This is a genomic window from Cobetia sp. PDI-23MA (genome assembly GCF_059507735.1).
In genome coordinates, this window is sequence record NZ_CM183352.1 from 3,612,956 (window position 1) to 3,637,992 (window position 25,037).

The following is a 25,037-nucleotide window of genomic DNA, read 5'->3' on the forward strand; positions in this document are numbered from 1 at the left end:
GCAAGCTTCAGATACACGGAAGCCGCCGCCAGGGGCGACGGCTTCCGGTTCGCCTGCCTGTCGATACACTCACGCAGAGGTGTCGGAGGCAGGCGCTCGATCAGTCAGCCATGGAATGCATGAACTGATCTCGTCAGCAGCGACTTACAGGCTGCTGGAGTGGCCTGCCAGGTACTTGGCAACACCTTCAGCGGTGTCCTTCATGCCTTCCTGACCTTCTTCCCAACCTGCCGGGCAGACTTCGCCGTTGGTCTGGTGGAACTGCAGGGCCTTGACCATGCGGACCATCTCGTCGACGTTACGGCCCAGCGGCAGGTTGTTGACGACCTGGTGCTGAACGACACCCTCTTCGTCGATCAGGAAGGAAGCGCGCAGAGCGACGCCAGCTTCCGGATGCTCGATGCCGTATGCCTGGGTGACTTCGTGCTTGACGTCAGCCACGATCGGGAAGCCGACTTCACCGATGCCGCCAGCGTCCGGAGAGGTCTTGCGCCATGCGTGGTGAGTGAACTGGGAGTCGATGGACACACCGATGACCTCGACGCCGAGTTCCTTGAACTTCGCCAGACGGTTGTCGTGGGCGATGATTTCAGACGGGCAAACGAAGGTGAAGTCCAGCGGCCAGAAGAACAGCACGCGCAGCTTGCCGTTGGAATCAGACAGCTTGTAGTTGTCGACGATGGTACCGTCGCCCAGCACTGCTGCGGCTTCGAAATCCGGGGCCTGACGTCCGACCAATACGCTCATGGTGATCTCCTGAGGAATAATGATGATAAAGGCAGCGGACCGCCTTTGTGATGAATCGCCACACAGACTAATCGCCACGTGTGGCAGATGCCAAATGTTTGCTGCAATCACCACCATAGAGATTGCCTATGGCAGCGCGATGACGCTGACAGCGAGTGTCAGGATCATAAGTGACCTCGCCCATAGAATACAGCATCTCCGGTACCCTGCCTTGGAAGCCAGCCACACACGGCGCTCACGTGATCACGCCGTAGGCGGTCATCACAGCACGTCGTCATCCTGGCCGATATCCAGACCTTCGAGTTCCCCGCTGATCGGGTCGACCTGCTGGCGCACCTGAATCGGCTGACAGCAACGCTCGCAGTCGATGATGTTGGTCAGACTGCCCTCGTCCAGATCCAGAAACACCGTGAATGGCGTATCGCAGTAGGGACAGTGGATCTCCACCTCATGCAGCGCCTCATTGACCGGCCCCTCCTCATCGTCCAGCAGCTCATGACCCGGCCATTCATCGGACTGCCCCGAGGAATGCTCCGCCAGCCACTGCTCGACCGCCGCATCCAGAACCTCATCATCTTCCAACAGCTCGCCGGATTCGCTCGGCCTGCGCCCTTGATCGTTCATGACAGCCTCCGTTGTGCCTGATGGTGAACGCGACGGACGTTGCGAGGGGCACCGTTTCGGATGCCATTGCATTGGATACCTCAGAGGCCGCATTCACGCCGCGCGAGAATCGTGACGGCATCCTCTATGGCAGCGAACGCGACGCAGGGTTCCTTGCCCCACACTATCCTCGATACTGGCGTGTGCTTGAATTCCTGTCACATGATGACCATAGCCTTATGTAGGCAATGATCCGCGACCTGGCAGTCGCTCTCGCGACGCGTCGCATCCGGCCACGGCACCTGACGCGCCTGTTGGATGACACTTCAGCAGTCTGGCCGGTGAAGACAACGACAAGGAGGAGAATCATGGGTTCCCAGCGCTCTCAGTCACTGGATTCGCTTGACACCCTCTCCGAGCTGGAAGTCGGAGACAAGCGCTATCACTACTACTCGCTCAAGAAGGCGGCCGACACGCTTGGCGACCTGACGCGACTGCCCTTCACGCTCAAGGTGCTGCTGGAAAACCAGCTGCGCTTCGAGGACGGTGAAACCGCGACCAAGGAAGACATCAAGGCACTGGCCGACTGGCAGAAGACCGCTTCCAGCACCCATGAGATCGGCTATCGTCCAGCGCGCGTGCTGATGCAGGACTTCACCGGCGTGCCCGGTGTGGTCGATCTGGCCTCCATGCGTGACGCCGTCAAGAAGCTCGGCGCCGATCCCGAGAAGGTCAACCCGCTGACTCCGGTGGACCTGGTCATCGACCACTCGGTGATGGTGGATCACTACGGCGATCCGAGCGCCTTCAAGGACAACGTGCGCATCGAGATGGAGCGCAACCGCGAACGTTACGAATTCCTGCGCTGGGGCCAGCAGGCCTTCGACAACTTCTCCGTCGTCCCGCCAGGCACCGGTATCTGCCATCAGGTGAACCTGGAATACCTCGGCCGCGCTGTCTTCACACGTGAAGTGGATGGCAAGACCTTCGCCTACCCCGACACCCTGGTCGGCACCGACTCCCATACCACCATGATCAACGGCCTCGGCGTTCTCGGCTGGGGCGTCGGCGGTATCGAGGCGGAAGCCGCGATGCTCGGCCAGCCGGTCTCGATGCTGATTCCGGAAGTGGTCGGCTTCAAGCTGACCGGCAAGCTCAACGAAGGCATCACCGCGACGGACCTGGTACTGACCGTCACCCAGATGCTGAGAAGCCGTGGCGTGGTCGGCAAATTCGTCGAGTTCTACGGTGATGGCCTGGATGACCTGCCGCTGGCCGACCGCGCGACCATCGCCAACATGGCGCCGGAGTATGGCGCTACCTGCGGCTTCTTCCCGCTGGATGACGAGACGCTCAACTACATGCGTCTGTCCGGTCGCTCCGATGAGCAGGTCGCGCTGGTCGAGGCCTATGCCAAGGAGCAGGGCCTGTGGCGCGAACCGGGCCACGAACCGGTCTTCTCCGATACGCTCGAGCTGGACATGACTGATGTCGTCGCCTCCCTCGCTGGCCCCAAACGCCCGCAGGACCGCGTCGCGCTCACTGACATCAAGCAGACCTTCGAGAAGATTCTCGGTGATCAACTGGGAGAAGTGCCGGACATCGAGGACGGCAAGTGGCTGTCCGAGGGTGGCCAGACCGCCGTCGATGTCAAGCAGAGCTACGACAAGCAGAGCGAGGTGAAGAACGGCGATTACAGCGAGCTGGATGGCGAGACCTTCCGTCTCGACCACGGTGATGTGGTCATCGCCGCCATCACCTCCTGCACCAACACCTCCAACCCCAGCGTGATGCTGGCGGCGGGCCTGGTGGCGCGCAAGGCGCGCGAGAAAGGCCTGAGCAGCAAGCCGTGGGTCAAGACCTCACTGGCGCCGGGCTCCAAGGTCGTCACCGATTACCTGGCGACTGCCGGCGTGCAGGATGACCTCAACGAGCTGGGCTTCAACCTGGTCGGCTATGGCTGCACCACCTGTATCGGCAACTCCGGCCCGCTGCCGGAACCGGTCGAGGACGCCATCAATGCGCGCGACCTGACGGTCGCCTCGGTGCTGTCGGGCAACCGCAACTTCGAGGGTCGCGTGCATCCCAACGTGCGTACCAACTGGCTGGCGTCGCCGCCCCTGGTGGTCGCCTATGCTCTCGCCGGCACCGTACGGGTCGATCTCTCCAAGGAGCCGCTGGGCAAGGACACCGAGGGCAATGACGTCTTCCTCAAGGACATCTGGCCGAGTCAGGCCGAGATCGCCGAGGCCGTCGAGCAGGTACGTACCGAGATGTATCGCAAGGAGTACGCCGAGGTCTTCGACGGTGATGAGACCTGGCAGGCCATCGAGGTACCGGAAGCCGAAGTGTATGAGTGGAAGGATTCCACCTACATCCAGCATCCGCCGTTCTTCGAAGGCATGCAGCGTGAGCCCGAAGCCGTTCAGGATGTCGAGAATGCCCGCGTGCTGGCGATGCTCGGCGACTCGGTGACCACCGACCACATCTCGCCGGCCGGCGCCATCAAGCCGGACAGCCCGGCGGGTCGCTACCTCAAGGAGAACGGGGTCGAGGTCAAGGACTTCAACTCCTACGGCTCGCGTCGCGGCAACCACGAAGTGATGATGCGCGGCACCTTCGCCAACGTGCGTATCCGCAACGAGATGCTCGATGGTGTCGAGGGCGGCGAGACCCGCCACGTACCGTCCGGCGAGCAGATGGCCATCTACGATGCCGCCATGAAGTACGCCGAGGAAGGCACGCCGCTGGTGGTCGTCGCCGGCAAGGAGTACGGCACCGGCTCCTCACGTGACTGGGCCGCCAAGGGCACCCTGCTGCTGGGCGTGCGTGCGGTGATCGCCGAGTCCTACGAGCGCATCCACCGCTCCAACCTGATCGGCATGGGCGTGGTGCCGCTGCAGTTCCCACAAGGCGAGAGCCGCCAGTCGCTGGGGCTGACCGGTGATGAGGAAATCAGAATCAGCGGCCTGAATGACCTGACGGCCGGCGGCAAGGTCGAGGTCACCTTCAAGAGCGACAAGGGTGAGCAGAAGATCGAGGCGCTGTGTCGCATCGATACCGACAACGAGCTGGAGTACTACCGCCATGGCGGCATCCTCCACTACGTGCTGCGCGGCATGCTGTAACCCGCCAGCCGCTCACCGCAGCGCTGACTGCCACACAAAAGCCCCCGCAGGCATGGCCTGTGGGGGCTTCTTCATTTACGCAATCTGTACCATGCGCTCAATGACGGCGCAGGCGCGATCAGAATGCCTTGCGACGGTAGGCGCGGTAACGCGGCTGCCAGAAGTTCTTCTCGATGTTGGCCTGGATGATCTCGTCGCTGGAGGTCAGCGCCACACCATCGGTCTGGGCCTGACGCGCCACGTCGAAGGCGATCTGACGGCTGATATCCTGGATGTCGCCAAGTGACGGCAGCAGCGCGCCCTCGCCCTTCAGGACGATGGGAGCGTTGTTGGCCAGCGCGTTGGCGGCGGCCATCAGCATGTTGTCGGTGATGCGTGAGGCATTGGACGCCAGCACACCCAGACCGATGCCCGGGAAGATGTAGGCATTGTTGCACTGAGCGATCGCGTGGGTATGGCCATTGTGCTCGACCGGCGCGAACGGGCTGCCGGTGGCGACCAGCGCCTTGCCGTCGGTCCACTCGATGACTTCCGCCGGTGTCGCTTCGACGCGTGAGGTCGGGTTGGACAGCGGCATCACCAGCGGGCTCTCGCAGCCGGCCTGCACGGCACGGATCACGTCTTCGCTGAACAGGCCACGTTGGCCGGACACACCGATCAGCACGCTCGGCTTGGCGGCCTTGACCACATCCAGCAGGCCGCGGTCACCGAAGTCGGCCACGCTGTCGACGTCGTGGGCCAGACGGCTCTGGAAGTCGTAGAGGCCTTCCATGTCGCTGGTCAGCAGACCGAAGCGATCGACCATGAAGACGCGCTTGCGGGCCTCGGCCTCGTCCATGCCTTCCTTGACCATCGCCACCACGATCATCTCGGCGATACCGCAGCCGGCGCTACCGGCACCCAGGAAGGTGACGCGCTGGTCGGAGAGCTTCTCGCCCTTGGCCTTGCAGGCCGCCATCAGGGTCGCGACCACCACGGAGGCGGTGCCCTGGATGTCGTCGTTGAAGCAGCACACTTCATCGCGGTAACGCTCGAGCAGCGGCATGGCGTTGGCCTGCGCGAAGTCCTCGAACTGGATCATGGCCTTCGGCCAGCGACGCTTCACGGCAGTGATGAATTCGGCCACGAAGGCGTTGTAGTCATCACCGGTGACGCGCTCGTGACGCCAGCCCATGTAGCGCGGGTCGTCGAGCAGCTTCTGGTTGTTGGTGCCAAGATCCAGCGAGATCGGCAGCGTGTAGGCCGGGCTGATGCCGCCACAGGCGGTGTACAGTGACAGCTTGCCGATGGGGATACCCATGCCGCCGATGCCCTGATCGCCCAGCCCCAGGATACGCTCGCCATCGGTGACGACGATGACCTTGACGTTGTCCTTGGTCGCGGATCGCAGGATGTCATCCATGTGCTCGCGGTCCGGGTAGGAGATGAACAGGCCGCGGTGGTTGCGGTAGATGTTGGAAAACTCCTCGCACGCCTGACCGACGGTCGGGGTGTAGATGATCGGCATCATCTCCTCGAGGTGTTCCTCGATCACACGGAAGAACAGGGTCTCGTTGTCGTCCTGCACCGAGCGCAACAGGATGTGCTTGTCGAGGTCGGTGGCGCACTGCTGATACTGGCTGTAGACACGCGCGACCTGCTCTTCGATGCTCTCGACATTCTGCGGCAGCAAGCCCATCAGATTGAAGCTGACACGCTCCTCGAGGCTGAAGGCGCTGCCCTTGTTGAGCAGCGGCATCTCGAGCAGGCTCGGGCCGGCGTAAGGAACATACAGGGCGCGCTTGGAAGTATCCGTCATGGCGAGACTCTTGAATCAGTGGGGACGACCTCACGCTCGGCAAGCTTCTCGGCATGCCGGCAGACAAGCGCAGCATGCCCGCTGAAGCACCGCAGAAGACCTGCTGGCAACCGGGCGTCCGAGGGACCTTTCGACGTGCAGTTTCCACGTGCGAACAAGGCATGATGATAGCACGCGCAGTGCTATCTCCGGCAGCCTGCGCAAGGGCGGCGTGCGTTGCGCAGACAAGGGTACTGCATGACGAGAAACGCCCCGCTCACCCCCCTGACGGGGAAGGAGCGAGGCGTTCGCGGTCACGTGCGAGGAATGGCTCAAGCCAGATCGGCACGCGATGCCGGCTTGCGCGGCGCAAGGGCGAAGAAGGGACGCAGCTTCACGCCCAGCATGTTGCCGGCGAAGGCCATCACCAGCCACAGCCAGCCATGCAGGCTACCGGAGGAGATGCCGCCGAAGTAGGCGCCGATGTTGCAGCCGAAGGCCAGGCGCGCGCCGTAGCCCAGCAGCAGGCCACCCAGCACGGCAGCCACCAGCGAGCGCAGCGGAATGTTCCACTTCGGTGCGAACTTGCCGGCCAGCAGCGCCGCCGCCAGCGCCCCCACCACGATGCCGATGTTCATTACCGTGGTGATGTCCGTGTAGAGCGGTGCCGCCAGTGCCTTGGCATTGCCCGCCGCCTGCCAGTAACCCCAGTCACTGACATCGAAGCCCAGTGTGGTGTAGACCTTGGTGCCCCACAGCGCGAAGGCCGAGGTGATACCCCACGGACGCCCGGCCAGGGCCAGGGTGGCGAAGTTGAGCAGCGCCAGCGCCACGGCACCCGCCAGCAGTGGCCAGGGGCCGCGCAGGAAACGTGACAGGCCACGCGGCTGACTATCGGTCACGGCGGCCTTCTCGAGCTCACCGTGACGACGCTTCTCCAGCGTGCGTGTCACCAGCACGATGATGGCGAACAGCACCAGGCTGACGATGATGCCGCCCAGTGCACCGAAGCTGTCCACCAGCGAGACGGCGGGCAGCGACGGCAGGCTCTGCCACCAACTGAAGTGCGCGGTGCCGATCACCGAGCCGACGCAGAAGAAAATCAGGGTGATCACCATGCGCGCATTGCCGCCACCGACGGTGAACAGCGTGCCCGAGGCGCAACCGCCACCCAGCTGCATGCCGAGGCCGAACAGGAAGGCGCCGACCACGACGGAGGTGCCCAGCGGCGAGACGAAGCCGGAGACGTCCTGTCCCCACAGGCTGCCCGCTGCCAATACCGGGAAGAACAGCACCACGGCGACCGCCAGCATCAGCATCTGGGCACGCAGGCCGCGACCACGACGCTCGGTGATGAACACTCGCCAGGCGGAGGTGAAGCCGAAGGCCGCGTGGTAGAGCACCACTCCCAGCGCGCCGCCGATCAGCAACAGCAGGCCCTGGCGCCAGCCGGCGATCAGGCTCAGCAGCACGGAGGCAATGACCAGCAGCCCACCCGCCCAGACGGCGCGAGGGTTGATGGTGGTAGACGGCTGGGCAGGCTCACTGGCCTTGCCCGGCATCGCGTGTTGACTCATGTCGTACCCCCTTGTGTATTCAGTATGCTTGAAGCATTGATGCGGCAAGCCTAACGCGTCGCTTTATAGCTGTGAATGAATTTCCAGCATGCTTTTCATTCCCTTCAGGTATATGCCTGACATCACGCCCCGGGCGCCATCAGCCCGACAGCCCCGATGACGCCACCCTCTGAAACGATGGCGCCAACAACAGAAACCCCCGCCATCCGGGAAGATGACGGGGGGCCGAGCGAGCAGCGTGGACAGGCGATCTAGAGGAAGTTGCCCAGACCTACAGCGCGACGCAGACGCTCCATCATCGGTGCGGCCTCTTCGCGGGCCCGCTCGGCGCCACGCTTGAGGATCGCCTCGACATGCGCCGGGTCTTCCATCAGCTCGACGTAACGCTCGCGCGGCGCCTTGAGGTGATCATTCAGGTATTCGAACAGCTGGTTCTTGGCGTCGCCCCAGCCGATGCCGGCCGCGTACTGCTCACGCATGGCGGCGACTTCCGCCTCGGTGGCGAAGGCCGAATAGATCTGGAACAGCGAACAGGTATCCGGGTCCTTCGGCTCGCCCGGCTCCAGCGAGTTGGTCTTGATCTTGCGCACGCTCTTGAGCAGCTGCTTCTCGGTGCCGAACAGCGGAATGGTGTTGTTGTAGCTCTTGGACATCTTGCGGCCATCGAGGCCAAGCAGCAGCTGGGATTTCTCGTCGGTCACCGCCTCGGGCATGGTGAAGTAGTTGCCCTTGAAGAGGTGGTTGAAGCGTCCGGCCATGTCGCGCGCCATCTCGATGTGCTGGATCTGGTCACGCCCCACCGGCACCTTGTGGGCATTGAACATCAGGATGTCCGCCGCCATCAGCACCGGATAGCTGAACAGGCCCATGTTGATGCCGCGATCGAGATCCTCGATGCCCGCTTCCTCATTCTCGGCCACGGCGCCCTTGTAGGCATGCGCACGGTTCATCAAGCCCTTGGCGCACACGCAGTTGAGCAGCCACATCAGCTCCGGGATTTCCGGCACGTCCGACTGGCGGTAGAAGATGGCATTGTCGGTGTCCAGACCCAGTGCCAGCCAAGTGGCGGCGATCTCACGACGCGACTCCTGCACGCGCTTCGGGTCCTGGCACTTGATCAGGGCGTGGAAGTCGGCGAGGAAGTAGAAGGACTGGACCGTCGGGTCCTGACTGGCTTCGATGGCAGGCTTGATGGCGCCGACATAGTTGCCGAGATGAGGGGTGCCGGTGGTCGTGATGCCGGTAAGAACGCGGGTCTTGGTCATGGATGCACTTCTTGGGCGTCTGGGTCGGGAGGTCGTGCCGCGGGGCCGCACTCGCTCACAATGGATCACGACAGGTCGCGGCAGTGCTCGCTCGAATCCCTCGAACGCCGCTACCATGACCTGTCGCTATATGTCCCACATCTTACCCTGAGGCGTGCAGCCTTCGTAAGGGCCGGCGCGCCCGGCTCACTCCTTCGCCTCAATCCTTCACCAGTGCCTCGGCGAGTGCAGTGACGGGCATGTCGAAAACCTCGCCGACTTCCGGCAGGATCAATTGCCCCGCGTGCACATTGAGGCCCGCGGCAAAGTGGCTGTCCCGGCTCAGCACCTCGCGATAGCCGCCATTGGCGAGGCGCACGATATACGGCAGCGTCGCGCTGGTCAGCGCCTGGGTCGAGGTACGTGCCACCGCGCCGGGCATGTTGGCCACGCAGTAATGCACGACGCCATCCACCACGTAGGTCGGCTCGGCGTGGGTGGTCGCCTGGCTGGTCTCGAAGCAGCCGCCCTGATCGATGGCGACATCCACCAGCACGGCGCCTGGCGTCATCTTACGCAGATGCTCGCGGCGAATCAGCTTGGGGGCCGCCGCCCCGGGCACCAGCACGGCACCGATGATCAATGCCGATTGCCGCACCGCTTCCTCCAGCGCCTCGGAGGTCGAGTAGACGGTACGAATCCGGCCCTGATAGCGATGGTCCAGCGTCTCGAGACGCGCCAGTGAGGTATCGAGAATCACCACCTCGGCGCCCAGCCCCAGCGCCATGCGTGCCGCGTTCTCCCCCACTACACCACCACCGATCACCGTGACCCGCGCCGGCGCCACACCGGGCACGCCGGGCAACAGCACACCCATGCCACCCTGCGCCTTCTCCAGTGCGTGCGCGCCGGCCTGGATCGCCATGCGTCCAGCGACACGACTCATGGGTGCCAGCAGCGGCAGGCCCCCGTCGGCATCCGTGATGGTCTCGTAGGCGATGGCCGTCACGCCGCTCTCCAGCAGGCCCTCGGTCAGCTCACGGGCGGCAGCCAGATGCAGATAGGTGAACAGGGTCTGGCCGCGGGTGAGCCGGGCGACCTCGGCAGGCTGCGGCTCCTTGACCTTGAGAATCAGCTCGGCGTCGCGAAAGACCCGCTCGACGTCCGACTCAAGACGCGCGCCCACGCCCTGGTATTCGACATCGGGGTAGCCACTGCCCTCCCCGGCGCCAGACTCGACGATCACCTCATGGCCCTGGGCGATCAGCTCGCGCACACCGGCAGGCGTGAGGGCGACGCGATACTCGTGGTTCTTGATTTCCTTCGGCACGGCAATCTGCATGGTGAACTCCTTGCACTGCTGGCGGAATGCACTGACGTCATCACGACGCCTGCTACAAGCACAGCAGACTCGTCAGCGTCTCGCCAATCAGATACCAGCAAGATTCACCAAAACACGCCAATGATGCAGTGGAATGCGAGGAATCATCGCTGACTGGCAGTTTCCTCACTCACCAGCGCCGCCGAATAGCATTCACGATAGGCGCCGGGCATGCGTCGGGCCCGTCCACTCGAGAGCTCGATGCAGACAAAGCGCGTGCGCGCCTCCAGCAGCGTCTGGCCATCCGAGCACCGGCGCAACTGGAAACGACGCGTCAGACTCAGGCGACCATCGCAATCCACCAGCCAGGTCGCCAGCATCAGTGAATCGCCAAGTCGCGCACTGGCCAGATAGTCGATCTCGTGGCGGTGTACTGCCATGCCGCGGTCCTGCTCACGGTAGTGTGCCAGGCCAAGCCCCAACGCTTCGGAGTGTGCCCAGCTGATGTCCTCCAGCCAGCGCACATACTCGGCATTGTTGACGTGACCATAACCATCCAGCGCCTTCTTATTCACGCTGATCGGCAACAGGAACGGGCGTGGCAGTGCCCAGCCGGGGGAATCTTGCGTCAACGGCGGCGCGTCGCTCGCCTTCGGGGTGCCTTTGCTCATGCCACGAACTCCGGGTCCTCATCGCGCGGGGGCGCCTGTGGTGCGGGCCGCTGCGGCGCACTTGCCCCACACGCCCAGCACTCGCTGAAGCTGCCCTCGAGACGTTCGCCACAGGCACACTGCCAGTCCGGCAGGACCGGCGCGGCCTCGATGCTCGCCAGCAGGCGGCGGGCATGCGCAAGGTCATGCTCTGCCACCCACAGCTGGGGCTCGCAGTCGAGCACCGGCAACTCACCCGCGGCCGAGCCGAGCAGGCGATTGCGCAGCTCACAGGGGATACCCTCGCTTTCCAGCAGGTTGCGCCAGTGATCGAGCAGCACGAGATTGTGATGAGATGTCAGTCGTCTATACATGCCGTCAGACTATCAGAGTCCATGAGCCATGGACGATTAGCCAAAAGCGGGCTGCAGTCGATAGACAGGCCATAGCCGACACTCAAGCCACAGGCGACTCACAAGCCACAGACGACTCACAAGCCACAGACGACAACGCCGCCCCGAAGGGCGGCGTTGTCATCGATGCCGGATGGCACAGCCATCAGTCCTGATATCCGTCAGGCGTCATCAGTCGCGATAGACGCGCACACCGAGGGCCTTGAGGTAGGACGTCTCGGGGATGGACGGATGCACCGGGTGGTCACTAGCCTGATGGCCCTGGAAGATGACCTGACCATGGCGGTCCTGGTGACGCACGGCGCCACGCACCACATCCATCAGGCGCTCCGGCGCCAGATGCATGGAGCAGGAGCCGGACATCAGCAGGCCGTCACGGCCCAGCAGGCGCATGGCTTCACGGTTGAGGCGTGCATAGGCGCGCTCGCCGTTGGTGATGTCCTTGCGCTTGCGGATGAAGGCGGGCGGATCCGCGATGATGACGTCGAACTGCTCGCCTTCCGCACGCAGGGCCGAGAGGGCCTCGAAGACATCCGACTCCGCGATGGAAACGCGGTCCTCGACACCATTGAGCACGGCGTTGTCCGAAACATGCTCGAGCGCCGCGCCGGAAGCATCGACACACAGCACTTCGCTGGCGCCATGCGCCGCCGCCTGCACGCCCCAACCGCCGACGTAGCTGAACAGGTCCAGCACGCGCTTGCCTTCGACCTGACGGTTCAACCAGTCACGGTTGGCGCGGTGGTCGTAGAACCAGCCGGTCTTCTGGCCGTCGAGCACCGGCGCCGTGAACTGGACGCCGTTCTCCTCCAGCAGCACGCTTTCCGGCAGCTCGCCGTAGACGACTTCGACGTTGCGCTCGAGCTGTTCCTGACGGCGACCGCTGGAATCGTTCTTGAACACGATGGCTGTCGGCTTGACGACCTTGAGCAGCGCATCGACGATCACTTCCGCCAGACGCTCCATGCCGAAGGTATTGAGCTGGCAGACCAGCACGTCGCCGAAGCGATCGACGATCAGGCCCGGCAGCAGGTCGCCTTCGCCGTGGACCAGACGATAGAACGGCTTGTCATAAAGGCTCTCGCGCAGCGACAGCGCCTGGTTGAAGCGGTGCACCAGCAGCGAGCGATCCAGACGCTGTTCCGGGTTGCGCGACACGATGCGCGCGCAGATCAGCGAGTTCGGGTTGACGTAGGCAACACCCATCGCACGACCATTGCTGGCCTCGATGATGGCCTGGGCGCCCGGCTCGAAGTTCTTGAGCGGCGTCGCGACGGTATCGACTTCATTGGAGTACAGCCACAGATGGCCGGCCTTGAGGCGGCGATCAGCATTCTTCTTCAGGCGCAGACGTTCAGTCACGGGAAATATCCAGAAAGCAGAGGAAGGGACAGGACGACGACAGGACGCGCCCGAACGGGCCTATTCTAGTCGTCATGGCGGCCCCGGTCACGGAGCCCCCGGTCTAGCAGTGGTCTGATGCGGCTCGCCGCTAGCGCTGACAACAAGGGCAGAAGCAGCTGGCGCGCTGGCCCAGCACCAGACTCATGATCTCGTGGCCGCATTCGCGGCATGGCTCGCCACCCCGTCCGTAGACGTTGAGGCGTTGCGCGAAGTAGCCCGGCTTGCCATCACCGCCGACGAAGTCACGCAGCGTGGTGCCGCCCTGGTCGATCGCCGCGGCCAGCACGCTGCTGGCGGCGTTGGCGAGGCGCTCGCACTCCTCGCGCGTCACTTCACCGGCAGGACGGCGCGGATCGACACCCGCCATGAACAGCGCTTCGCTTGCGTAGATATTGCCTACGCCCACCACATTGGCGTTGTCCATCAGAAACGGCTTGATCGCCACGCGGCGCTTGCGGGAGCGCGCAAAGAGGTGCTCGCCATCGAAGGCATCGGACAACGGCTCCGGCCCGAGTCGCACCAGGCGCTTATCGGCATGCGGGTCACCGCGTACGAAGTCGACGAAGCCGAAGCGACGTGGGTCGTGATAGCGCAGCACATGGCCGTTGTCGAGCACGACATCGACATGATCATGCGTGCGTGGCGGCGTGCCGATGGGCACCAGTCTGAGGCTACCGGACATGCCCAGGTGCCAGAGCAGATGGCCATCGGCGATCGGCAACAGCAGGTACTTGGCGCGACGCGCAAGTGTGCCGAAACGCTGACCCACCAGCCATTCGGCGAGCTCGCCTGGCACGGGGGTGCGCAGACGCGGCTGACGCACGATCACCTCGGTGACCTCCTGGCCCTCGACCAGCGGCGCGATACCGCGGCGGGTCGTCTCGACTTCCGGTAATTCGGGCATGTTCTCTCCTCGACTGACCGCCAGACGCACAACAGGGTGACGACAGAAGCCGCCACCCTGTTGCAGGATGCCCGGAACAGCGACATCCAGATACTCGAAAACCCGGTCAGGACCGGGTTTTCGAGGGTTCCGACAGCACGCTGGCGGGAGACAAGATCACTTGATCTTGGCTTCCTTGTACATCACGTGCTTGCGAACGACCGGATCGTACTTCTTGAATTCAAGCTTGTCCGGAGTGTTACGCTTGTTCTTGTCGGTGGTGTAGAAGTGGCCAGTACCGGCACTTGACACCAGTTTGATCTTGTCACGCATTTTCAGTTTCCTTCCACAGTCGCATTCACCGAGCGATTTAGAGCGTTGCCCTCGGCTCGGTTGCCATTGCTACAGGGGCTGTCTTCTAGTGTTTAGAAGCGCTCGCCACGTGCAGTGAGGTCCTTGAGGACTTCGTCGATACCCTTCTTGTCGATGATGCGCATGCCCTTGGTGGAGACGCGCAGCTTGACGAAGCGCTGCTGGGATTCAACCCAGAAACGATGGGTGTGCAGGTTCGGCAGGAACCGGCGACGAGTCTTGCGCTGGGAGTGAGAAACATTGTTACCAGTCACCGGGCGCTTGCCGGTAACCTGACATACTTTGGACATTGGAGCCTCCAACCGCTGCGTTGGCTAAGTTGTTCAAAACCTGTCGGGCAAACCGGAAGTGGCAGGCGCCGCCTCATGCCCTGATTTCAAAGTGTTTACGTCCGTTCCGGAAGACAAGCTTTCGGGTGCTGGAACGTGCAGGCGCAGCATTTTACCCGAAGAGGAACGTGAAAGCACGTCCTATACGGATTTTTTTCGCCAGCACGCCCATGCCCGACGTGTCGCGTCGGTACAGACGCTTCTCAGCCAAACGCTTCACTCAGCCAATGTCGGCCAGAGTGGTCGCGAATTCTGTGGTGGGTGATACGGGAGGCGCAACATTACCACAACCAGTGCCCTGGTTTGCAATCCCTGCGCATTTCTCACGCCAGTGACGACCGCATCTGGCGGGGGCTGTGCCGTCATCGGGCACTTAGCGCCTCAGCCTCCTCGACACCCCCAACTAGAGCCAGCCGCGCTCGGCAAACGAAACCACCTCGCCGTCCCCGACCACGAAGTGATCCAGCACACGAATATCGAAAAGTCCCAGTGCCTCTTCCAGTCGCTGCGTGATGCGTCGGTCGGCCTCGCTGGGTTCCGCGACGCCAGAGGGATGGTTGTGAGCGAGAATCAGGGCGCCGGCATTGAGGGCCAGTGCCCGCTTGACCACTTCGCGAGGATAGACGGCGGCGGCGTCCAGCGTGCCGGTGAAGAGCGTCTCGAAGCGGATGACGCGATGCTGACTGTCGAGAAACAGCGCGGCGAACACCTCATGCGACAGGTCACGCAGATGCGAGGAAAGATAGCGCCGCACCAACAGGGGCGACGTCAGGGCATCCCCGCGCATCAACAGGCTCTCCAGATGGCGACGCGACAGCTCAAGTGAAGCCTGCAGCTGCACATACTTGGCGTCACCCAGTCCGCGCGCTGCGCAGAAGTCCTGCTGGGTCGCCTCCAGCAACGGCCTGAGACCGCCGAAGGTGTTCAGCAGGTCGCGCGCCAGATCCACCGCCGAACGCCCTTTTATACCCACGCGCAGAAAGATGGCCAGCAGCTCGGCATCTGACAAGGCCCCTGCCCCTGACGACAACAGCTTCTCACGCGGACGCTCTCCGACCGGCCACTCTCGAATCCCCATGCACTCTTCTCCCATCCCCTGTCGCCCGAATGGCTGACAGTCCAAAGCATGAGAAGCGTGGTTAGATGCGGTCTCTTTCGCCATCGCGGGCATCAACGCTTGCCGCCCTGCGGGCCTGCGTCTGGTCCCTGCATGCCATCAGATGACAGCCCCGCCCCATGAAGCGAGCGCTCGCATGGACCAAAGCGACACTCGGCGTCGCGGGCCAGCGGCGCTACGCAAGGTTGCATCACGGTGATATGGTAGAAGGCAAACGCGCGAGCGTAGCAATCGACGCATCAGGGACGCAGGACACACCATGCATTCACTCGCCGGAAGACGCATTCTGCTGGGCATCAGTGGCGGCATCGCGGCCTACAAGGCCGCTCTGATCACCCGCCTGTTGAAAAAGGCGGGCTGTGAGGTGCGCATCGCCATGACCGAAGGAGCTCAAGCCTTCATTACACCGCTGACCTTGCAGGCGTTGTCGGGCAATCCGGTGCACACCTCCCTGCTGGACCCCGAAGCCGAGGCCGGCATGGGGCATATCGAGCTGGCCCGCTGGGCGGAGGTCATCCTGATCGCGCCCGCCACCGCCGACCTGATGGCACGCCTGGTGCATGGTCATGCCGATGATCTGCTCACTACCCTGTGCCTGGCCAACAGCGCGCGCTGGGTGATGGCCCCGGCGATGAATCAGGCCATGTGGGCGCACCCTGCCACCCAGCGCAATGCCCGCCAGCTCAGTGCCGATGGCTGGACGCTGCTCGGCCCCGCCAGCGGCGAACAGGCCTGTGGCGACTTGGGCGCGGGTCGCATGCTGGAGCCGGAAGAGATCGTCACGGCACTGAGCGACCTCATGAGCCAGAGCGACCTCATGAGCCAGAGCAACTCCGGCCGCCAGAACAATGAGATGTCATTGCCGGCCGCAGGCCTGACGGTGACCATCACCGCCGGCCCGACCCGCGAGCCACTGGACCCGGTGCGCTACCTGAGCAATCACAGCTCCGGCAAGATGGGCTATGCGCTGGCCGCCGAGGCCGCGGCGCTGGGCGCCAGCGTGCGCCTGATCAGTGGCCCGGTGGCACTTACGACCCCGGCTGGCGTCGAGCGCATCGATGTCGAATCCGCGCTGGACATGCAGGCCGCCGCCGAGGCCGCCGCCAGCGAGAGCGACCTCTTCATCGGCTGCGCGGCAGTCGCCGATTTCCGCCCGGCCACGGTCGCCGACCACAAGCTCAAGAAGCAGTCAGGCGAGGAGCAGATGCAGGTCACGCTGACCCGCAATCCGGATATCATCGCCGGTATCGCCGCCCAGACGCAGGCACGCCGTGCCGCCGGTCAGCGGGCGCCACTGGTGATCGGCTTCGCCGCCGAGACCCGCGATGTGCTGCGCTATGCACGCGACAAGCTCGCGCGTAAACAGCTCGACATGATCGTCGCCAATGATGTGAGCACGCCGGGCCTTGGCTTCGGCAGCGACAGCAATGCCGCCACCCTGCTGTGGCAACCGCTCGATCAGAACACGCAACACGAACAGGCCATCGCGGCCTGTCCCAAGACGGAACTGGCGCGCGCGATTCTGAAGCGCGCCCTGGCACTCCATCAGCACAGGGTCAGCCTCGACCCTGCCATCCAGACCGTTACACCGACTGTCACCGACGACCAGGAAGCACCTTAGATGACCCGCCCCCGGCTCGAACTCAAGATTCTCGACGAGCGCGTTCGCGATTACCCGCTGCCGCACCACGCCACTCCCGGCAGCGCTGGCATGGACCTGCGCGCACTGCTCGACGCGCCGCTGACCTTGGCACCGGGCGCCTGTGAGCTGGTGCGCACCGGACTGGCGATCCATATCGCCGACCCCGCACTGGCCGGCATGATCCTGCCGCGCTCCGGCCTGGGGCACAAACACGGCATCGTGCTGGGCAATCTGGTCGGCCTGATCGATTCCGACTACCAGGGCGAACTGATGATCTCGGTCTGGAACCGCGGCGAAAGCGAGTTCGTGCTGGAACCCGGCGAGCGTCTGGCACAGTACGTGCTAGTGCCAGTGGTACAGGCGGAACTGGTGGAAGTCTCCGAATTCGAGGCCAGCCAGCGCGGCGAAGGCGGCTTCGGCCACTCCGGTCGCCACTGATTGCCCCGCCATGCCACAGGGCAGCCGGCGGCAGGCTCGCACCGGCAGCCGGGCTTCCGGTCACAAGGAAGCCATGCAGGTTTTCACACTGATCGTCATGCAGCGATAGCGTTCGAGACGCATGACGCCTCAAGCGACTTCACGATTGATTCAACCGACAGGGATGCACCATGAGTCAGGTACCCGCTTCAATTTTCCGCGCCTACGATATCCGTGGCATCGTGGATGAGACCCTCACCGAAGACGGCGTGCGCGCCATCGGCCAATCCATCGGCAGCGAAGCCGCGGCACGCGGTGAATCCACCGTCGTGGTCGCGCGTGACGGCCGTCTCTCCGGCCCGCGCCTGTCCAAGGCGCTGATCGCGGGCCTGCGCGATGCCGGCCGTGATGTCGTCGACATCGGCATGGTGCCGACACCGGTGCTCTACTACGCCACCAATATCCTGGAAGGCACACGCTCCGGCGTGATGCTGACCGGCAGCCACAACCCGGCCAACTACAACGGCCTGAAGATCGTGCTGGCCGGCGAGACCCTGTCCGGCGACACCATCACCGACCTCTATCGTCGCCTGCAGGAAGGCGATCTGGCACAAGGCGAAGGCAGCCTGCGTGAAGAGGACGTGCGTGAGCGCTACCTGGAGCAGATCACCGGTGATGTGGTCGTCAAGCGTCCGCTCAAGGCCGTGGTCGATTGCGGCAACGGCGTGGCCGGCGAGCTGGGCCCGGAGCTGATCCGCCGCCTGGGCGTCGACACCGTGCCGCTGTTCGACGAGATCGACGGCAACTTCCCGAATCACCACCCGGACCCGGGCAAGCCGGAAAACCTGCAGGATCTGATCAAGACCATGCAGGAAACCGGCGCGGACATCGGTCTGGCCTTCGATGGTGACGGCGACCGCCTCGGCGTCGTGACGCCCAAGGGCGAGATTCTCTACCCGGACCGCCTGATGATGGCGCTGTCGGAAGACCTGATCGAGCGCGTGCCGGGCGCGCGCATCATCTTTGACGTCAAGTGCACCGGCAATCTGGCGACCGTGATCGAGAAGGCCGGCGGCACACCGGAAATGTGGCGCACCGGCCACTCGCTGATCAAGGCACGCATGAAGGAAACCGGCGCGGCACTGGCCGGCGAGATGAGCGGCCACATCTTCTTCAAGGAGCGCTGGTTCGGCTTCGATGACGGCATCTACGGCGCTGCACGCCTGCTGGAAATCCTCGCCAAGCAGGATGTCGATGCCGACACCTTCTTCGCCCGTTTCCCGCAGGACCTCGGCACCCCCGAGATCAATGTGGAAGTGACCGACGAGAACAAGTTCGCTATCGTCGAGCGACTGGCCAGTGAAGGCGACTTCGGCAGCGACGGCGTCAAGACCACGCTGGACGGCATTCGTGTCGACTACGCCGATGGCTGGGGCCTGTGCCGCGCCTCCAACACCACGCCGATGCTGGTACTGCGCTTCGAAGGCAAGTCGGAAGCCGCACTGGAGCGCATCAAGGACAGCTTCCGCGCTGCGCTCAAGCAGGCCGAGCCGAGCCTTCAGGCACCGTTCTGATCCCGCATTGGCTCGCCATCGACAGGATGGCATGAGTCGCAACGGGGCGGCGGTCTGCCGCTTGATCGCCGCCCTCTCCTTGCCAGGCACTGCAGCCGCTCCTCCGGGCGCATCAGGTGTCTGAAGCAACCGATTTGCATGACAGCGCGCACCGCGCGTGCTGAAAGACCGTTTCGAGTGACAGTGTCCGGACTCTCTTTCCGGACCATTTTCTGTGGAGTGATACGCTGATGAGCCACGCCAACCGCGACCCGCATCAGGTGGTCGAGGTCCTGTCCGAAGCCCTGCCCTATATCCAGCAGTTCTCGGGCAAGACCGTGGTGGTCAAGTACGGCGGCAACGCCATGACCGAAGAAGCCTTGATCGACTCCTTCGCTCGCGACATGGTGTTGATGAAGGAAGTCGGCATCAATCCGGTGGTCGTGCATGGCGGCGGCCCGCAGATCGGCGCACTGCTCGAGAAGCTGAACATCGAATCACGCTTCGTCGATGGCATGCGCGTCACGGACTCCGAGACCATGGACGTGGTCGAGATGGTGCTGGGCGGCCTGGTCAACAAGGGCATCGTCAACCTGATCAACCAGAGTGGCGGCAAGGCCATCGGCCTGACCGGCAAGGACAGCGGCCAGATTCGCGCCCGTCAACTCAAGGTCAGCGGCCAGACGCCGGGAATGAATGCCTCTGAAATCATCGACATTGGTCATGTCGGTGAGGTCGAGCATGTCTCCACGGACCTGATCGAACTACTGACACGCAACGATTTCATTCCCGTCATCGCCCCCATCGGGGTCGATGCCGAGGGCCGCAGCTACAATATCAATGCCGACCTGGTCGCCGGCAAGGTCGCCGAGGCACTGGGCGCGGAGAAATTGATGCTGCTAACCAACGTGGCTGGCCTGATGAATGCACAAGGCGAAGTCATGACCGGCCTGACCACCGAGGCGGTGGATGGCCTGATCGAGGATGGCACCATCTATGGTGGCATGCTGCCCAAGATCAGCTGTGCACTGGACGCCGTGAAGCAAGGCGTGCGCAGTGCTCACATCATCGATGGCCGCGTGCCACATGCGACCCTGCTGGAAATCTTCACCAATGCCGGGGTCGGCACGTTGATCAGCAACGCGGAAGCAGACATTGACAAGGCGTAAGGTGACAAGCCGGGGCTCGGCCCCGGTGTTTCGCGCGAGGCAAGCGACATGCCTCAGGACACGGACCCGCCCGTAGCACACTGCTGCAGGCCGCGATAAACGACAAGATTCCATGACGCAGGCGAATCCAAAACAATCACGTCGCGAACAGATCCTCCAGGCACTCGCTCTGATGCTGGAAGAGGACAGCGGCAAACGCATCACGACTGCAGCACTGGCACGACAGGTCGGTGTCTCGGAGGCGGCGCTCTATCGTCACTTCCCCAGCAAGGCACGCATGTTCGAAGGACTGATCGAATTCATCGAGAGCACGCTGTTCGAGCGTATCGCGCTGATCATTCAGGACAACGACACCGCGCATGCCAGGGTGCACCACATCCTGAGCCTGCTGCTGGGCTTTGCCGAGAAGAATCCGGGCCTGTGTCGTCTCCTCAACGGTGATGCCCTCACCGGCGAGACGGCACGCCTGCGCACGCGCATGGCGCAGCTGTTCGAGCGTCTCGAGACGCAGATCAAGCAGGTGCTGCGCGAAGCCGAACCTCGCGAAGGACTGCGACCGGCCATCACCGTCACGGCAGCGGCCAACCTGCTGATGGCGTGTGCGGAAGGCCGCATCGCCCAGTATGTGCGCAGCGACTATCGCAAGCGCCCGACCGAGCACTGGGAAGACCAGTGGCAGCTGCTGAGCCGCGACCTGCTGCTGAGCAGTCAGGAGCGCATTGCCGTCTGAGGGTCTTGCCCCGCGCGCATGCACCGCACCAAAAAGAACGCCCCGCCTGCAGTCATTGCAGGCGGGGCGTTCTTTTTGGTGGGTCAGGCCTTCTCATGTCACCACCGGGTGGGGTGGGATGGAGTGGGGGGGGGGCGGACTTCACGGACAGCGCCTCAGGCGTTGACGCTGAAGCGCTCCAGTATGGCCTCGGCGGACATCGGCCGCGCCAGCAGGTAGCCCTGATAGGTGTCGCAGCCCAGTCGCTTGAGCTCCTCGAACTGCACGTCCGTCTCGACTCCCTCGGCGACGATCTCATGGCCCAGCGAGTGCCCCAGGCTGATCACGGCGCCGACCAGCTGGATAGCCTGCTGATTGGGACAGCGGATACCGCCGTCAGAGCCGGCGACCGCATCCATCTTCATCACGAAGCTGCGGTCGACCTTGAGCACATCCAGCGGCAGGAATGACAGATAGGACAGCGACGAATAGCCCTGCCCGAAGTCATCCAGCGCCACACGCACGCCCAGCTCGCGCAGCGCGCCGAGCACGGCAAGCCCCCCTTCCATGTCCTGGATCAGCAGCGTCTCGGTCACCTCGACTTCCAGCCGCGTCGGCGACAGCTTCTGGCTTTCCAGCACGCCGAAGACTTCGTTCTCGTAGCCCGAGGTCAGCTGGCGCGCCGACAGATTGACCGCCATGCGCGGCATGTGAAGGCCGGCGTCCTGCCAGCGCACCATCTGGGCACAGGCCTCCTCGAGCACGAAACGCCCGAGACGGAAGATCAGGCCGGTCTCCTCGGCCAGCGGAATGAACTGGGCCGGCGAGATCATGCCCAGCTCCGGATGCTGCCAGCGCAGCAGCGCCTCGACACCCTGCAGTTCACCGTGGCTATCCAGCTGCGGCTGGTAATGCAGATAGAGCTGCTCGCTGCCGATGGCCTGACGCAGGTCCTGTTCCAGCGTCATGCGCGACGCGACATGCTTGTCCAGCGAAGACTCCCAGCACAGCGCATGATCGCCGCGCGACTTGGCGTGATAGAGCGCCACATCGGCATTCAGCATCAGCGCCTGGGCATCGCCATTGGTCTCGGACAGAACATAGCCGGCCGTCAGACTGATGATCAGCGGGCGACCCAGAATCGTGAAGGGACGCTCGACCTTCTGCTGTATCTCCTCCACCACCTGCGCCGGATCATCATTGCCATGCGGCAGGTAGAGGCCGAACTCATCGGCCCCCAGGCGCGCCACCAGACCGCCCGGTGGCAGCAGACGACGCAGACGCTCGCCAACCGCGACCAGCAGCTGGTCACCCGCTTCATGGCCCAGGCCATCGTTGACGGTCGAGAAACGGTCGATATCGGCGTAGATCATCAAGCCACCCGCCGTGACGCGCTCGTCGGCCGCTGCCATGAAGGCCTTGCGGTTATAGAGCCCCGTCAGGGCATCATGGCGCGCCAGAAAATCGAGCTGACGCTCGGATTCCTTGTGCGCACTGATATCCAGCAGCAGGCCTTCCCAGTAGCGCACGCCATCCTCGCTATCGATCATCACGCTGCGGTCCAGCACCCAACGCTCATGGTCGGCGATGATGCGGAAGACCTGCTCATGGCGCATCTGCGCGCACATCGCCCAGTGGCGGGCGGCGCTGACGGACTGACGGTCTTCCTGATGGATCAGCTCGGTCAGGGTGATGCCGGCGCCGACCAGTGATTCGGCCGAGCGACCGAACAGCTCGGCCGAGCCGTTGCTGATGAAGGTCAGCACTCCAGTATTGACCTCGATGCGATATACCACGCCCGGCAGGTTATCCATCAACGTCACCAGAGTGCGAGAACGCGCCGTCATCGACTCGAGCGCGCCCTCAAGCTCATCGTGGCGCTCAGCGCGCTTGCGCTCGGCACGCGCCACCATGACCACCAGCACGACCAAGAAGATGCCGCCGAGCAGCATGCCGAACCAGATACGATTCCACCACAGCCACCACAGGCTGGAGATCGGCTGACTCACGACGCTGAACAGCTTGAGCGGTGCGATAAAGCTGCCCGCCGCCATGCGCGGCCGGCCGTCGAAGCCCGGCACATGGTAGCGACGCACACCACGTTCGGAGATGTACTTACCCATGTTGGCCATCGAGGACAACGGCAGCTTGCCGGTCACGCCCAGCGCATGCTCCTGGGGGCTCGAGAACAGCAGCAGACCGTTGGTGGAGAACAGGCGCAGGCGCTGCCCATCATCGGAATTCGGGTTGGCCAGCAGACTACGTGACTCGGAGAAATCCAGGCAGCCGATCAGCAGCCAAGACATGCCTTCGATATCCATGTGACGGTAGAACGGCAAGCCCGGCTGACCGGATGCCAGCGGCAGTGCGGAGCCGAACAGCAGGCTGCTGCGCCCGGGCAGCGCCTGGGCTTCCGGCTGGGTCAGCTGCCAGCTGCAACTGCGCCCCACGCCGATCTGACGCAGGCTGCTGCCGCGGTAATCGGCAAACGGCACCACCATCAGCGAGACCAGAGAGGGATGACGGCCCAGCGCGCTATCCAGCGAGCCACGCCATAGCTCCTTGCCTTCGCTGCTCAACACGCGCTCCAGCACCATCATCTCGCGCGAGACATTGGCGATCAGCTGCTCGGTGGAGATATGCAGTTGGGTATCCAGCAGCTCCAAGCGGCGCATTTCCTGTTCACGCACGTCAAACCATTGGCTGGCCAGAAACAGGCCACCCAATACCACCATCAAGGCCGCATTGAGCCCAAAGATTCGCCACAGCGAATGTGTGCTATTGACGTGCGAGGAAATCGGGTCCACAGGGCCACCAGTAGAAATGCTTCATGACTTAGTGTGACAGAATGAAACATTATGTTGCACTGTTCAACCAATAACGACGGATGCCTCGCGATCCACTCTCCCTCAACGAAAAGCCCCGCCGGGAAACCCGGCGGGGCTTTTCACGTGACAGCGAGCCTGAAAATCGCGGGCTCATGTCATGGGGTCATAAAGCTCAGGCAGCGAAGCCTTCGCTCATGTCACCCATCGATTCACGCAGCTTCTTCATCGCGTTCTTCTCGAGCTGACGGATACGCTCGGCAGAGACGCCATAGATGTCAGCAAGCTCGTGCAGAGTCGACTTGTTGTCGCTCAGCCAACGCTGCTGGAGGATGTCGCGTGAGCGCTCATCCAGTGCCGCCAGCGCCTTGAGCAGACGACCGTGGGAGTCGTCTTCCAGATCCTGTTGTTCCACCTGGGCAGCCGGATCGAGGCTGTGATCTTCCAGATAGTTGACCGGCGCCTGATAGGCAGAGCTCTCGTCGTCGCTGGGGCCGGCGTCGAAGCCTGCATCGTGGGCGGAGAGACGGCTTTCCATCTCACGCACCACGGCAGGTTTGACATCCAGATCACCCGCGATGGCATCCACTTCATCGTTGTTCAACCAGGCAAGGCGCTTCTTGGCGCCACGCAGGTTGAAGAACAGCTTGCGCTGAGCCTTGGTGGTCGCGACCTTCACGATGCGCCAGTTGCGCAACACGAATTCGTGAATCTCAGCCTTGATCCAATGCACGGCAAAGGAGACGAGGCGTACGCCCTGATGCGGGTCGAAACGCTTGACCGCCTTCATCAGGCCGACGTTACCTTCCTGGATCAGGTCCGCCTGCTGCAAGCCATAGCCGCTGTAGCTGCGCGCGATATGCACGACGAAGCGCAGGTGCGACATGACGAGTCGACGGGCCGACTCCAGATGATTCTCTTCATGCAACCGCAGGGCCAGCTCATGCTCTTCTTCGGCAGTAAGCACAGCGATACGGTTCACCGACTGAATATAGCCGTTTAGATCTTGACCCGGTGACAGGTGGCCAAGTGGCTGAAGACTGGTGCTCATAGTGCAGATGTCTCCATGGTTGCCTAACACGCATGCAAGTAGTGAGACTGTGAAGGTTGGGACAGGTTCCCGTCAATAGCTGTACATGGCGTGTACAATTGTCATG

General features: G+C 63.3%; 21 protein-coding genes. 6 read left to right on the plus strand and 15 right to left on the minus strand.

Annotation, left to right across the window (positions count from 1 at the left end; all coding sequences use genetic code 11):
• Window positions 1–144: 144 nt before the first annotated feature.
• Both AC5WNJ_RS15325 and AC5WNJ_RS15330 read right to left on the minus strand, forming a co-directional pair.
• The gene (locus tag AC5WNJ_RS15325; RefSeq protein WP_176678058.1) at window positions 145–747 is read right to left on the minus strand and encodes a peroxiredoxin; all 603 of its coding nucleotides are present in this window, start codon (window positions 745–747) and stop codon (window positions 145–147) included.
• A gap of 261 nt (window positions 748–1,008) precedes the next feature.
• Complete coding sequence (locus AC5WNJ_RS15330; protein ID WP_176678059.1) at window positions 1,009–1,371, minus strand: zinc ribbon domain-containing protein; 363 nt, start codon at window positions 1,369–1,371, stop codon at window positions 1,009–1,011.
• Between the two features lie 347 nt (window positions 1,372–1,718).
• On the opposite strand from AC5WNJ_RS15330, the gene acnA reads away from it, so the two are divergent.
• The gene (gene acnA / locus AC5WNJ_RS15335) at window positions 1,719–4,478 is read left to right on the plus strand and encodes an aconitate hydratase AcnA (RefSeq protein WP_495930121.1); all 2,760 of its coding nucleotides are present in this window, start codon (window positions 1,719–1,721) and stop codon (window positions 4,476–4,478) included.
• Between the two features lie 118 nt (window positions 4,479–4,596).
• Here acnA and AC5WNJ_RS15340 read toward each other — a convergent pair whose 3' ends face one another.
• The 11 genes from AC5WNJ_RS15340 to radC all read right to left on the minus strand — a co-directional run bounded on the left by AC5WNJ_RS15340 (window position 4,597) and on the right by radC (window position 15,526).
• A complete protein-coding gene (locus AC5WNJ_RS15340) occupies window positions 4,597–6,276 on the minus strand; it encodes an oxaloacetate-decarboxylating malate dehydrogenase (RefSeq protein ID WP_176678061.1) in 1,680 nt (559 codons plus the stop codon).
• 311 nt (window positions 6,277–6,587) lie between these two features.
• A complete protein-coding gene (locus tag AC5WNJ_RS15345) occupies window positions 6,588–7,832 on the minus strand; it encodes a YeeE/YedE family protein (protein ID WP_495930122.1) in 1,245 nt (414 codons plus the stop codon).
• A 251-nt stretch (window positions 7,833–8,083) separates the two neighbouring features.
• Window positions 8,084–9,097, minus strand: coding sequence for a tryptophan--tRNA ligase (locus AC5WNJ_RS15350; RefSeq protein WP_175089686.1), 1,014 nt, complete (start codon window positions 9,095–9,097; stop codon window positions 8,084–8,086).
• Between the two features lie 199 nt (window positions 9,098–9,296).
• The gene (ald, locus tag AC5WNJ_RS15355; protein ID WP_495930123.1) at window positions 9,297–10,418 is read right to left on the minus strand and encodes an alanine dehydrogenase; all 1,122 of its coding nucleotides are present in this window, start codon (window positions 10,416–10,418) and stop codon (window positions 9,297–9,299) included.
• A gap of 143 nt (window positions 10,419–10,561) precedes the next feature.
• Window positions 10,562–11,068, minus strand: a complete 507-nt coding sequence (locus AC5WNJ_RS15360) for an acyl-CoA thioesterase (protein ID WP_495930124.1) — start codon at window positions 11,066–11,068, stop codon at window positions 10,562–10,564.
• Window positions 11,065–11,421: a putative signal transducing protein gene (locus AC5WNJ_RS15365; RefSeq protein WP_176678065.1), complete on the minus strand. Its 357-nt coding sequence runs from the start codon at window positions 11,419–11,421 to the stop codon at window positions 11,065–11,067. The genes AC5WNJ_RS15360 and AC5WNJ_RS15365 overlap by 4 nt, the downstream gene beginning before the upstream one ends.
• A gap of 210 nt (window positions 11,422–11,631) precedes the next feature.
• Window positions 11,632–12,822, minus strand: a complete 1,191-nt coding sequence (locus AC5WNJ_RS15370; protein WP_495930125.1) for a class I SAM-dependent rRNA methyltransferase — start codon at window positions 12,820–12,822, stop codon at window positions 11,632–11,634.
• A gap of 130 nt (window positions 12,823–12,952) precedes the next feature.
• Window positions 12,953–13,768, minus strand: coding sequence for a bifunctional DNA-formamidopyrimidine glycosylase/DNA-(apurinic or apyrimidinic site) lyase (gene mutM, locus AC5WNJ_RS15375; protein WP_495930126.1), 816 nt, complete (start codon window positions 13,766–13,768; stop codon window positions 12,953–12,955).
• A 156-nt stretch (window positions 13,769–13,924) separates the two neighbouring features.
• Window positions 13,925–14,080 (minus strand): 50S ribosomal protein L33, encoded by a 156-nt coding sequence (gene rpmG / locus AC5WNJ_RS15380; RefSeq protein ID WP_016417370.1) that lies wholly within the window; start codon window positions 14,078–14,080, stop codon window positions 13,925–13,927.
• A 92-nt stretch (window positions 14,081–14,172) separates the two neighbouring features.
• Window positions 14,173–14,409, minus strand: a complete 237-nt coding sequence (gene rpmB, locus AC5WNJ_RS15385; protein ID WP_043336270.1) for a 50S ribosomal protein L28 — start codon at window positions 14,407–14,409, stop codon at window positions 14,173–14,175.
• Between the two features lie 442 nt (window positions 14,410–14,851).
• Window positions 14,852–15,526, minus strand: coding sequence for a RadC family protein (gene radC / locus AC5WNJ_RS15390; RefSeq protein WP_495930127.1), 675 nt, complete (start codon window positions 15,524–15,526; stop codon window positions 14,852–14,854).
• 298 nt (window positions 15,527–15,824) lie between these two features.
• Between radC and coaBC the strand changes: the two genes are divergently transcribed.
• The 5 genes from coaBC (at window position 15,825) to slmA (ending at window position 21,076) form a co-directional block, all read left to right on the plus strand.
• A complete protein-coding gene (gene coaBC / locus AC5WNJ_RS15395) occupies window positions 15,825–17,186 on the plus strand; it encodes a bifunctional phosphopantothenoylcysteine decarboxylase/phosphopantothenate--cysteine ligase CoaBC (RefSeq protein WP_495930128.1) in 1,362 nt (453 codons plus the stop codon).
• Window positions 17,187–17,645 carry a dUTP diphosphatase gene (gene dut, locus AC5WNJ_RS15400; protein WP_043336274.1) on the plus strand — a complete coding sequence of 153 codons (459 nt, stop codon included), beginning with the start codon at window positions 17,187–17,189 and terminating at the stop codon, window positions 17,643–17,645.
• A gap of 170 nt (window positions 17,646–17,815) precedes the next feature.
• Complete coding sequence (locus AC5WNJ_RS15405) at window positions 17,816–19,198, plus strand: phosphomannomutase/phosphoglucomutase (protein ID WP_253064195.1); 1,383 nt, start codon at window positions 17,816–17,818, stop codon at window positions 19,196–19,198.
• A 230-nt stretch (window positions 19,199–19,428) separates the two neighbouring features.
• Entirely contained in the window at window positions 19,429–20,346 is a 918-nt protein-coding gene (gene argB / locus AC5WNJ_RS15410) for an acetylglutamate kinase (RefSeq protein ID WP_495930129.1), read from the plus strand.
• A gap of 112 nt (window positions 20,347–20,458) precedes the next feature.
• Window positions 20,459–21,076: a nucleoid occlusion factor SlmA gene (slmA, locus tag AC5WNJ_RS15415; RefSeq protein ID WP_176678072.1), complete on the plus strand. Its 618-nt coding sequence runs from the start codon at window positions 20,459–20,461 to the stop codon at window positions 21,074–21,076.
• Between the two features lie 155 nt (window positions 21,077–21,231).
• Here the strand turns inward: slmA and AC5WNJ_RS15420 are convergent, their stop codons facing one another.
• A complete protein-coding gene (locus AC5WNJ_RS15420) occupies window positions 21,232–23,790 on the minus strand; it encodes a putative bifunctional diguanylate cyclase/phosphodiesterase (RefSeq protein WP_495930130.1) in 2,559 nt (852 codons plus the stop codon).
• A 265-nt stretch (window positions 23,791–24,055) separates the two neighbouring features.
• The gene (gene rpoH / locus AC5WNJ_RS15425) at window positions 24,056–24,931 is read right to left on the minus strand and encodes an RNA polymerase sigma factor RpoH (RefSeq protein ID WP_253064197.1); all 876 of its coding nucleotides are present in this window, start codon (window positions 24,929–24,931) and stop codon (window positions 24,056–24,058) included.
• Window positions 24,932–25,037 lie beyond the last annotated feature (106 nt).